The following is an 11,645-nucleotide window of genomic DNA, read 5'->3' as shown; positions in this document are numbered from 1 at the left end:
TGTCGGCCTCTGTGCCGCCGTCGAGATAGTCGTCACCTGCGCCGCCCGACAGGCTGTCCGAGCCGATAAAGCCCTCCATGCTGTCGTTGCCGTCGCCACCCGCGAGCGTGTCGTCGCCTGCCGCGCCAAGGAGCGTGTCGTCGCCCGCGCCGCCGTCGAGGCTGTCGTTGCCATCCTCGCCGTGGATTTCATCGGCACCTGCACCGCCCAGAACGGTATCGTCGCCCGCCCCAGCAAAGACGAGGTCATCGTTGCCGCCGTCTGCCGCGTCGTTGTTGTCGATCCGGTCGCCCTCTGGGTCGCCGGTGTAGCTGCCATCAATGAGGTCAGCGCCGGTCGTGCCTTCGACCACGAAATCGCCCTTGAAGGCGGGGATGCCCATGGCGACCAGTTGCGCGGTGCTCTGCACCGCCGTGATCGGCACGCCGACGAGCGTCACGCTCTCGCCGCCGGGGAAGGTGAGGACGGCATTGCCGACCGCATCCTGCGACACCACGACATCTTCGGTCGTGACCGGGTTGCCGCTCGCGTCACTGAGGCCGGTTACATCGAACTGATCGCGCCCGGTAAAGGTGCCATCGCTATTGTTGGTGGGGGTCTCGAAGCTCGAGACCACATCATCGCCGGACCCGGCGGCGAGGATGAGAAGATCGGTCTGGTTGTCGCCCGGCCCAAGGTCGATCTGGTCGTTGCCTGCGCCGCCCACGACCGTATCCGCGCCAGAGGAGGAGAGGATCGAATCGTTGCCGTCGCCGCCATCGACATAGTCGCTGTCAAAGCCGGAAAAGATCGTGTCGTCGCCGCCGCCCGCAAGGATGCTGTCATTGCCGTAATTGCCGATGATTTCCTCGACCCCGTCCGAGCCGATGACGGTATCGGCGCCGGTGCCCATCTGGAAGCGTTCGATTTCCGAGAATTGGGTGGTCGAGACGCCATCGGTGATGGTGCCGGTGCCCTCGGCGGTAAAGTTGATCAGCAGCCCGTCGGAAATGGCGGAAAAGTTGATCCGGTCGCCTTCGCTGACGGTCTCTTCGGTCTCGCCGCCGATGATGGTGTCGTTTTGCAGGCTGCCGTCGAGGAAAATCTCGTCATCGCCCGCGCCTGCGAAAATCAGGTCATTGCCAAGGCCCGCGTCGATGCTGTCATTGCCCGCGCCCGCGTCGATCACATCATCCTGAGAGCCGTTGGCGGCGTCGTTCGCATCCACCCGGTCGCCGTCGGGGTCGCCGGTGTAACCCAGGTTGATAAGATCGGCCCCTGCCATGCCTTCGACCACGAAATCGCGCCCATCGGGGATGCCCATGGCCACAAGGGCGGCAGGGCTGGAGATTTGCGCCGGTGACACGCCCCAAAGTGTCAGGCTCTCGCCGCCGGGGAAGGTCAGGACCGCATCGCCGGTGCCATCGCCATTGGTGTCGCTGATGGTCACGTCCGCCGTGGTGACGCGCGTCGTGCCATCCGAGGTCAGCCCCGAGACATCCAGAAGATCGCCGCTGGCATAGGTGCCATCGCCATTGTCGGTGGGGGCGGCGAAGCCGCTGACCGCATCCTGACCGGAGCCATCGGCGAGGCGCAGCGTGTCGGTGCCGCTGCCCAGAATGATGGTTTCGATTTCTGTGAATGTCGCGGTGCTGGTGCCATCGCTCACGCTGCCGGTTTCGGCGTTGTCGGCGGTCAGATCGAGGGTGGTCGGGCCGGTCACGGCAGAGAGGTCGAGCGTATCGCCGAATGTCTCGCCGGTCTCGCCGCCGACGATGGTGTCATTGCCGAACCCGTTCTCAACGACAAAGGTATCGTCGCCGCCTTCGCCGAACATCTGATCGGCCCCGGTGCCGCCCGAGAGCAGGTCATTGTCAGCCCCGGCAAAGAGCGTGTCATTGCCCGCATCGCCAAAGAGCGAGTCGTTGCCCACATCGCCGATGATCTGGTCATTGCCGTCGCCGCCGCGGATCAGGTCGGCCCCACCGGTCAGGGCGGCATCGTCGCCGTCGAGCACGTCATTGCCCGCGCCGCCGAGAATGGTATCGGCCCCGTCCTGACCAAAGATGGTATCGTTGCCCGTGCCGCCCGCCAGCCCGTCATTGCCGCCCCCGGCAAGGATGGTGCCACCGGTGGAGGAGAGCGTGATTGTGTCGCCGAAATTCGAGCCGGTGACATTCTGGAAATTGCTGATGACATCGCCATCGGCATCCGACCCGAAGGCCGTATTGGTTTCGAGATTGACGGTGAAAGAGCCGTTCGAGCCCGAGTAATCCAGCGTGTTGGTGCCGGTGCCGCCGTCCATCGTATCGGCGCCCGTGCCGCCAGCAACGGTGTCATTGCTCGCCCCGCCAAGGATCGAGTCGTTGCCTGCCCCGCCAAGGATCAGATCGGCCCCATCCTCGCCCAGCACCGTGTCATTTCCGGCCCCGGCGAGCACTGTGTCACTGCCTGCGCCCGCAACGATTTCGTCGTCATTCGTGCCGTTGGCCCCGTCGAGATTATCCACCCGATCGCCTTCGGGATCACCGGTGTAGGCGGTGTTGATCAGGTCATTACCGGCGGTGCCCTCGACGATCAGATCGGAGAGGATGAACCGCTCGATGTCGGTGTAGTTGATGTTGGCGGATTGGGCCCCGCGACTGAGAGAGATCTGGCCGCTGAACCCCGGAGCGCCATTGCTCTCGGGGTTTTGGGTCATGCTGCTGATGGTCCAGCCATCCGCGATCAGCGCCGAGAGGTCGAGCGTGTCGTTGTCCACGCCGCCAGAGCCGCCATCGACGTTGAAGTTGTAAACGCCGCTGGGGTCGGTGGCCGTGGCGCGGATCAGGTCGGCGTCATTGCCGCCCTGGATGCTGTCATTGCCGCCCGAGGTGAGGATCGTGTCATTGCCTGCGCCGCCAAGGATGGTATCGGCCCCTGCGCCGCCGTCGATCAGGTCATTGCCGCTCTCGCCGCCGATGGAGTCGTTGCCCGCGTCGCCGCTGAGGGTATCGCCCGCAGAAGAGCCAAAGATCGTGTCATTGCCGTCGCCGCCTGACACGGTGCTGGCATCGGCGGTCGAATCAGCCCCCCCGGCGTCGTCGATGAAATCGTTGCCGGTGCCGCCCTCGACCACATCATTGCCGGAGCCGTAAAAGATCGTGTCGTTGCCGCCGCCGCCAAGGATCGTGTCATTGCCGCTGCCGCCCAGCAGCGAGTCACCGCCGTCGAGTCCGCTGATGAAATCGTTGCCCGCGCCGCCGTCGATCACGTTGGTGGTGGTGCCGCCGTCGAAAATACCGTCATAGCCCACAAGCGTGTCGTTGAAGGCCGAGCCGATGATGCCGTCCACGCCGCTGGTGATCACATCCCCCGTGGCATCCCCGCCGGAGAGGGTGTTGGCGGTGAGGTCAATATTCACCGCTGCGCCAGAGGTGGCGTAATTCAGGATGTCGAGCCCGCTGCCGCCGGAGAACGTATCCGCCCCGGCACCGCCGGTCAGCGTGTCGTTGCCATTGCCGCCGTCGAGCGCATCGTTGCCCGCGCCACCATCGAGTGAATCGTTGCCGTCGTCGCCGAACACGGTATCGTTGCCAGCGCCTGCGCGCACAGTGTCATTGCCGGCACCGGCCGTGACCAGATCATCGTTGGTTCCGGCAAGATTGTCCGTGTCGTCGATCCGGTCGCCCTCGGGGTCGCCGAGATAGGCCGTGTCGATCAGGTCGTTGCCGGTTGTGCCCTCGACCACGTAATCCGAGAACGTGAGGTCGTAGCGGTCCGCTGTCATGGCATAGACATCGGTGCCGTTGGTCGGCGCGGCGGTGCCCAAAGTGACCGAGAGGATCGGTTTGGCCTCGAGTGCCAGGGAATAGGCGGTGGGACCGGAGGGCGGCGGCAGCAGGTAAAGGTTGCCGGCGGTGTCCTGCATGACGATCGCATCGACGGTCGCCGTTGTGCCATCGGTATAGGTGATCACCGTACCGGTGTAGATCATCGTGGCGTCATGCGTATAACGCACGCCGCTGATCACGAATTCTTCGTTGCTCGCAAAGTTGTTGGAATCGTAGGCGTTGGACGTGGCCCCGCCGCGGTAGTCGGGAAATAACAACAGGTCGACATCGGGTGAGAGCGACGCAACATTCCCCGCCAAAGGATTGGCGGTGCTGCCGAACACAAGCCCGTTTAGCGCGGTATGATTCTCGGAGGTGAGATTGCCCTCGACCGTGTCGATTTGCGGGGCGGTCCCAAGACGGAAGAGATCAAATGTCGTGGCCATGGTCGGTCTACTCGTTGTCTTTCGGGTTTAATTGGGCCTTGGGTGGGCCACGCGGCGGCGGATCGGTCCGCTTAGAGTGGCGGACGGTCCAAAGGGGGCGCAGATACCCCGTGCCGCCCCCGGCGAACATGCACGCGGGCGAAAGACGTATGTCTCTTAATTACATTGATTTTAAACATAAAAACCTACTTTCCGCGTAACAGAACACTCGGGCAAGACCAGTCTTGGCGATCATAAGGCAAACCCTTTGGGATAGTGTTAAAGCCGCAGCGTGCTGTTACTTGGGCTGGATTCAGGCATTTTAACGGCCCGTGCGCGGCTGAATTTAGGGGGGCTTATCCGCAGGGTTGCAAAAGTCGTGCCTCGTGCCGCTTGAGGCAGGGGCGCGCGGTGGCACCATAGGCATTGGGATTGCTGCGCAACTCGGGGAAGATGCTGAACATCTCTTCCCGCGATTGATCCGATATGGCCGATATGCCGATGTCGCCTGCGTGAAAGCTCTCGGTGGCTGCCCCTTGGGCATAGATCACTTCATGCTGGTCGAACATGACGTGGATATAGGTCACGGCGGCCTGTTCCTCTTGGGTGACGGCCAGACCGTCGACCAGATGGCGCGCTGCGACCAGCACCTCGTCGCAGCCAAAGAGCAGCTCGGCCTTGTAGCCGGTGAAGAGAAAGCGGTGTTGCGGCGAGACCAGAAGCGGCGCGCGCGCGCCGTCGAGCACATGGGCTGCCACCCGCACCGGGGCAAAGCGGTCGATGCCCGGCACGGTGCGCCGCCCGATCCAGCGGATCGGTTGCGGGCCATGATCGCGGGTGATCACCAGATCGCCCGCGCGCAAGGAGTCCACCGGACGCTCGCCATGGGGGGTCAGGATGCCGATGCCGGGGGTGAAACAGATAATGTTCTCGATTTCCGAGAAATTGACCACCGTCCCGTCGCTGAGCGTGAAGCTGCCCGAAAGACCGCCCGCCGCATCATCGGTGTTGGTAAAGGTGATGTCGGACTTGCGCGCCTCGGGCGACATGAAGAGCGTGTCGCCATTTGTCTCGCCGCCTTCACCGCCGACAATGGTGATCGTGCCGGTGCCGGTCTCTGCTGGGGTTTCGATGACAAAGAGATCATCGCCATCGCCGCCAAAGAGCGTGTCATTCTCGCCCGCAATCAGCGAGTCATTGCCGCCCTCGCCGAAGAGCAGGTCGGCCCCCGCGCCGCCATCGAGGAAATCATTGCCCGCGATGGCATCGCTGCCCACGATGAGCGCACTTGTGGCCAGGTCCTGCACCGCGCCGCCGGGCAGGGTGACGGTGCCCGAGAGCACGTTGCCGCCGAGGTTTTCCCAATAGCGCACTTCGATGGTATAGCTCTGCCCCGCCTCGAGCGTGACCTCACCCCACCGGGTTGTCGCACCCTGATGGAAATCGTTGTCGAGAAACGATCCGGTGCTGCCGCTCTGGTTGGTGAAGGTCAGCGGGTCGCCGTTGCTGTCCAGAATGCGGATGGTCGAGCCATCATCCGAGGTGGTGGCAAAGCGGTAGACACCATCGGCCGAGGCGATGAGGTTCGAGCTGTAGATGATCCCGTAATCGTTGGGATCGGCCTGACCCGTGGCCTGTTGGCCGTGGCCTGTGACATCAAAGCCCGCAGAGGTGCCCGTGCCCGCCAGCGTGCCGCTTTCGATGGTGAAAGCCTGACCGTTGGCCGAGGTGAAATCGCGGGTATAGACCTCAAAGCTCCAGCGGTCGGCAGGGCCGCCATCGCCATAGAGCACATCGTTGCCCGCGCCGCCTTCGAGGCTGTCATCGCCCGCGCCGCCGATCAGTGTGTCAGTGCCGCCCTGACCCAAGAGCGTGTCATTGCCGCTCTCGCCACTCAGGCTGTCGGCGCCGGTGCCGCCCTCGACGGAGTCGTTGCCAAGGCCCGCGAGCACGGTGTCATTGCCTCCGCCCGCGAGGATGACATCGTCGTTGCCGCCGCCCACGCCGTCGTTGTTGTCCACCCGGTCAGAGCCATTGGCGACAGACTCGGTAAACCCGCCGTTGATCAGATCAGCGCCGCCGGTCCCCTCTACGATGCCATTGTCAATGCCGATGTCGGCGCGGTCGGCACCGAGGTTGGTATTGGTCGAGGTGCCGACAGAGTTTAGGGTGACCGATTCGATCGGGCGTGCGGTCAGGGCGGCGATATTTGCCGCATTCGCCGCCGTCGTGTTGAGGGGGGGTGCCAGAAAAAGATTGCCCGCTGTGTCCTGCACCAGCACCGCGAGGAATGAGGCCGTCGTGCCATCGGTATAGGTCAACGTTGCGTTGAAGGTGGACAGCCCGTCAAAGGTAAAGGTCTGCGTGCCACCGCCTATGTCGGTCGAGAATTGGTCATTCGATGCGGTGTTGTTCATATCCAGCGCGCCAGCGGCGCCACCATTGTCGATGGTGGTGACGCGCGTCACATTCTGGTAAAGTGGATCAATCGCGCTGCCATAGGTCCGGTTTACAAAGAGGGCGGCGTTCTCGGCGTTGCTGTTGCCTTCGGTCGGATCAAGAAAATCCGTCTCGGTCCCTAAAAAGATCCAATTAAAGGTCGTTGGCATAGTTACGGCACCCTGTTGTTTCCAAACTGGATACACAGCGGGTGCGGCGGCAATGGGCGCGCATTCGGGAGAATTTTAGACGATTGTGTCTAAAACCGGGTCAATCATGTCCGGCGTAGGGCAGGGGGCGCTGCCCCCCGCACCCCCCCCGGAGTATTTTCGCCATAAAGAAATCAAGGGGGCCGCGCGGCGGCGGATCAGACCTGACCGCCTGCAATCTCGATGGTTTGGCCATTGATGCTGGAAGAGCCCGGACCGCAGAGCCAAAGCACGGCTTGGGCGACCTCATCGGGGGCGATCAGGCGTTTGTGGCGGTTGGCCTCGATCATCATGGCGCGCGCGGCCTCTTCTGAGACGCCTGCGCGCTGCGAAATGGCGGTGGCATTGCGGCTGACGATGTCAGTGTCCACATATCCGGGACAAATCGCGTTGAAGGTCAGGCCAGTGCCAAGATAATCCTCGCTCAGTGCGCGGATAAGGCCGATCATGCCGTGTTTGGAGGCGGTATAGGCGGCCGCGCCTTTGAGCCCCTTGATCCCGGCAATCGAGGAGATGGCGATAACCCGGCCCCAGTCGGTCTGGCGCATGCCGCCCAGACATTCGCGCAAGGTATAAAACGCGCCATCAAGATTGGTGGCCATGATCTGACGCCAGAAGGCGGCGTCGGTCTTGTGCAGGGCGCGCCCTTCGGCGATGCCGGCATTGGCGATGCAGATTTGCACCGGGCCGCGTGCGGCCTGCGCTTCGGCCACGCCTGCAACCACCTGCGCCTCTTGGCTCACATCCATCACGAGCGGATGCAGCCCGGCTCCTGCCACGGCATCCAGCACCCCGGCGCGGCGTCCGGTGATTGTCACCTCTGCGCCCGCCTCTGCCAGCGCGCGGGCGATGGCGAGGCCAATGCCGCTGCCGCCGCCCGTCACCAATGCGTGTTTGCCCGCGATTGTCATCTTGCCTCCGCCCTGACTCGCGCTACTCTACGCGCTCTTGTCCCAGAGACAACCGCCAGAGGGATCGCAGGCCCATGCTGAAATGGCCCAGATGAAGTGGATCGACATGCCGCCTGTCTGGCTGGCGGGGTTTCTTGCACTCGCGTGGTTGCAATCCAGCCTCTATGGCATGGGCCTCAGCTTTGGCGAGACCTGGGCCGATCTCTTGGGGGGGCTTCTGGTCGGGGGCGGCATCTTGCTTGTGGCGATGGCCGCCCTGGAATTTCGCCGCCACAAGACAACCATCGTGCCGCATGAGACACCGGAGCGGGTGATCCAGTCGGGCATTTTCCGGCGCTCGCGCAATCCCATCTATCTGGGGGACACCCTGATTCTCGCGGGGCTTATCCTGCGTTGGGATGCGGTTCTGGCGCTGCCGCTGATTCCCGTCTTCGTCTGGGTGATTGAAAAACGCTTTGTTATCCCGGAAGAGGACCGGATGCGGCGCAAATTCCGCATGGATTTTGCGCGATACTGTGAAAAAACCAGACGTTGGTTGTAGAAAACGCGACAATCTTGATCTCGTCACTCACGAAATAGTGTGAAATAACGACCTTCGGAACAAGGAAACCGGCATGCCGCGCTGCGGGGCCATCAGAACACGTCATCTGCCAGAGGGGGAGACAGCATTGAAGATCGGAACGCCAAAGGAAGTGCATGAGGGTGAGAATCGGGTCGCCATGACGCCCGATTCGGCCCTTCAATTGCAAAAGCTGGGCTATGACTGCGCCATCGAGGCCGGCGCCGGCGCTGCTGCCGGGTTCTCGGACGCGGCCTATGAGGCCGCCGGGGTCGAGGTGATCAAGACCGCCGCCGCACTCTACAAGGCCGTGGATATCGTGGCCAAGGTGCGCCCGCCCAGCGAGACAGAGGCCAAGCGCCTGACCGAAGGCCAGCTTCTGATCTCCTTCTTCTGGCCTGCGCAGAACGAAGCGCAGATGAAACTTCTGGCCGAAAAAGGCGCATCGGTCATCGCCATGGACATGGTGCCGCGCATCAGCCGCGCGCAGAAGATGGACGCTCTGAGCTCGATGGCGAATATCGCGGGCTACCGCGCGGTGATCGAGGCGGGCAACAATTTCGGCCGCTTCTTTACTGGTCAGATCACGGCGGCGGGCAAGGTGCCCCCGGCCAAGGTTCTGATCATTGGCGCGGGCGTGGCGGGACTGGCCGCTATCGGCACGTCGACCAGCCTCGGCGCGATCACCTATGCCTTTGACGTGCGGCCGGAAGTGGCCGAGCAGGTCGAATCCATGGGCGCGCAATTCGTCTATCTCGATTTCAAGGAAGAGCAGCAGGACGGGGCCGCCACCGGCGGCTATGCCTCGGTTTCCAGCCCGGAGTTCCGCGAGGCGCAATTGGCCAAGTTCCGCGAACTGGCCCCGGAGATGGATATCGTCATCACCACCGCGCTCATCCCCAACCGCGAAGCGCCCGAGCTTTGGACCGAGGATATGGTCAAGGCGATGAAGCGCGGCTCTGTCATCGTGGATTTGGCCGCTGAAAAGGGCGGCAACTGCAAGCTGACGGTGATGGACGAAAAGATCGTCACCGAGAATGGCGTGACCATCATCGGCTATACCGATTTCCCGAGCCGGATGGCGGCGCAATCCTCGACGCTTTATGCCACCAACATCCGCCACATGATGACCGACCTCACGCCGGAAAAGGATGGCAAGGTCAATCACAACATGGAGGATGACGTGATCCGGGGGGCGACCGTGGCCCATGCTGGTGCTGTCACCTTCCCGCCGCCGCCGCCCAAGGTTGCGGCGATTGCCGCGGCCAAGCCCAAGGAAAAGCCGAAGGAGCTGACCGCAGAGCAGAAGCGCGCGGCAGAAATGGCGGCGTTCAAGGCGCAGACCAAGCAGCAGGTCACGCTTCTGGTGGTCGGTGCTGCGTTGCTCTTGGGTGTGGGTCTGGTGGCCCCCGCGAGCTTCATGCAGCATTTCATCGTCTTTGTGCTGGCCGTTTTCGTGGGCTTCCAGGTGATCTGGAACGTGTCGCATTCACTGCACACGCCGCTGATGGCCGTGACCAACGCGATCTCGTCGATCATCATTCTGGGGGCGCTCATGCAGATCGGATCGGGATCTTTCCTTGTCATCCTGCTGGCGGCACTGTCGGTCTTTATGGCCGGGATCAATATTTTCGGTGGCTTCCTCGTCACCCGGCGCATGCTCGCCATGTTCCAGAAGTCATAAGGAGTAGAGGATCATGGATTACGGTTTCACGACGGCCGCCTATGTGGTGGCGGCCATCCTCTTCATTCTCTCGCTGGGCGGGCTCTCGGGGCAGGAAAGCGCCAAGCGCGCGGTGTGGTATGGCATGGCCGGTATGGCGCTGGCGGTGGTTGCCACGCTCATTGGCCCCGGTGCCGGTCTCTGGCTCTTGTCGCTGGTGTTGATCGCCGCCGGTGGCGCGATTGGCTATGTGGTGGCCACACGGGTGCAGATGACCGAGATGCCGCAGCTTGTGGCGGCGATGCACAGCCTTGTGGGGCTTGCGGCGGTCTTTGTGGGCTTTAACGCCGATATCGAACTGGGTCGTGTGCTTGCGATGGACGACACCGCGCGCAAGGGGCTTGAAGGCTTTGCCGCCGTGCTGGCCAAGAAAACCAGTGTTGAGGTGGCGATCCTGCGGGTCGAGGTGTTCCTGGGCGTCTTTATCGGCGCCGTGACCTTTACCGGTTCGATCATCGCCTTTGGCAAGCTGGCGGGCAAGGTCGATACCGCCGCCAAGAAGCTGCCGGGTGGGCATATGCTCAACGCCGGGGCCGCGTTCCTGTCGGTCGTTCTGGGGATCATGTATTTCAACGATGCCGGCATCTGGACGCTGGTGGTGATGACGCTTCTTGCGTTCTTCATCGGCTATCACCTGATCATGGGGATCGGCGGCGCGGATATGCCCGTGGTGGTCTCGATGCTCAACAGCTACTCGGGCTGGGCGGCCGCGGCGATTGGCTTCAGCCTTGGTAATGACCTCTTGATCGTGGTCGGGGCCTTGGTCGGTTCCTCCGGTGCGATCCTGAGCTACATCATGTGCAAGGCGATGAACCGCTCGTTCATCTCGGTCATTCTGGGCGGCTTTGGTGGCCCGGCGGGCGAGCAGATGGCGGTCGAGGGCGAGCAGATCGCGATTGACGTCGATGGCGTGGCTGCAGCCCTGAACGAGGCCGACAGCATCATCATCATCCCCGGCTACGGCATGGCGGTGGCGCAGGCGCAGGGGGCGGTTTCTGAACTGACCTCCAAGCTGCGGGCCAAGGGCAAGAACGTGCGCTTTGCCATCCATCCGGTTGCAGGCCGTCTGCCGGGGCATATGAACGTGCTCTTGGCCGAGGCCAAGGTGCCTTATGACATCGTGCTGGAAATGGACGAGATCAACGAGGATTTCCCCGACACGGATGTGGCCATCGTCATCGGTTCGAACGACATCGTGAACCCGGCGGCGCAGGACGATCCCAACAGCCCCATCGCCGGGATGCCGGTGCTGGAATGCTGGAAGGCCAAGCAGGTGTTTGTCTCCAAGCGCGGTCAGGGCACCGGCTATTCCGGGATCGAGAACCCGCTCTTCTACAAGGACAACACGCGGATGTTCTATGGCGACGCCAAGACCAGCATCTCGAGCCTTCTGCCCAAGATCGACTGATCGTATGGGGCGTTAAAATGCAGAGGGCGCGGCCGAGAGGCTGCGCCCTCTGGTTTTGGTGCGCCAGCGCGCCCTCAGACAGACCGCTTGCATAGCATGAAGACCCTGCGCAGTCCTGTCACCGGACGACCGTCGACCGCACAGAGCCCCGCAGCAATCAACGCCATCCCCCAGATGTGC

Annotated in this window: 6 protein-coding genes; 3 read left to right on the top strand and 3 right to left on the bottom strand. The window is 62.8% G+C overall.

The features are described from left to right. From KBT70_RS20390 to KBT70_RS20380, 3 genes are all read right to left on the bottom strand, one after another. Nucleotides 1–4,237, bottom strand: a 4,237-nt coding sequence (locus tag KBT70_RS20390; RefSeq protein ID WP_296638557.1) for a calcium-binding protein, incomplete at its 3' end; no start/stop codon positions are given. 335 nt (nucleotides 4,238–4,572) lie between these two features. After that, the gene (locus KBT70_RS20385; RefSeq protein WP_296638554.1) at nucleotides 4,573–6,825 is read right to left on the bottom strand and encodes a Hint domain-containing protein; all 2,253 of its coding nucleotides are present in this window, start codon (nucleotides 6,823–6,825) and stop codon (nucleotides 4,573–4,575) included. Between the two features lie 197 nt (nucleotides 6,826–7,022). Beyond that, on the bottom strand, nucleotides 7,023–7,775 hold the full coding sequence (locus KBT70_RS20380; protein WP_296638550.1) for an SDR family NAD(P)-dependent oxidoreductase: 753 nt from the start codon (nucleotides 7,773–7,775) through the stop codon (nucleotides 7,023–7,025). 91 nt (nucleotides 7,776–7,866) lie between these two features. Between KBT70_RS20380 and KBT70_RS20375 the strand changes: the two genes are divergently transcribed. The 3 genes from KBT70_RS20375 to KBT70_RS20365 all read left to right on the top strand — a co-directional run bounded on the left by KBT70_RS20375 (nucleotide 7,867) and on the right by KBT70_RS20365 (nucleotide 11,465). Further along, complete coding sequence (locus tag KBT70_RS20375) at nucleotides 7,867–8,316, top strand: isoprenylcysteine carboxylmethyltransferase family protein (protein WP_296638560.1); 450 nt, start codon at nucleotides 7,867–7,869, stop codon at nucleotides 8,314–8,316. Between the two features lie 127 nt (nucleotides 8,317–8,443). After that, complete coding sequence (locus tag KBT70_RS20370; protein WP_296638547.1) at nucleotides 8,444–10,018, top strand: Re/Si-specific NAD(P)(+) transhydrogenase subunit alpha; 1,575 nt, start codon at nucleotides 8,444–8,446, stop codon at nucleotides 10,016–10,018. A gap of 13 nt (nucleotides 10,019–10,031) precedes the next feature. Continuing rightward, nucleotides 10,032–11,465: an NAD(P)(+) transhydrogenase (Re/Si-specific) subunit beta gene (locus KBT70_RS20365; RefSeq protein ID WP_296638545.1), complete on the top strand. Its 1,434-nt coding sequence runs from the start codon at nucleotides 10,032–10,034 to the stop codon at nucleotides 11,463–11,465. Nucleotides 11,466–11,645: the final 180 nt, after the last annotated feature.

Origin of the sequence: Roseovarius sp. (assembly GCF_018066915.1) — a bacterium.
Lineage (GTDB): Bacteria > Pseudomonadota > Alphaproteobacteria > Rhodobacterales > Rhodobacteraceae > Roseovarius.
The sequence above is the reverse complement of the archived record's forward strand: the minus strand, read 5'-3'. Positions and strand labels throughout refer to the sequence as shown.

What these genes read in the sequence shown, in the direction of transcription:
- KBT70_RS20380 (WP_296638550.1), bottom strand. Translation starts at nt 7,775, where the DNA reads ATGACAATCGCGGGCAAACACGCATTGGTGACGGGCGGCGGCAGCGGC.
- KBT70_RS20385 (WP_296638554.1), bottom strand. Translation starts at nt 6,825, where the DNA reads ATGCCAACGACCTTTAATTGGATCTTTTTAGGGACCGAGACGGATTTT.
- KBT70_RS20365 (WP_296638545.1), top strand. Translation starts at nt 10,032, where the DNA reads ATGGATTACGGTTTCACGACGGCCGCCTATGTGGTGGCGGCCATCCTC.
- KBT70_RS20375 (WP_296638560.1), top strand. Translation starts at nt 7,867, where the DNA reads ATGAAGTGGATCGACATGCCGCCTGTCTGGCTGGCGGGGTTTCTTGCA.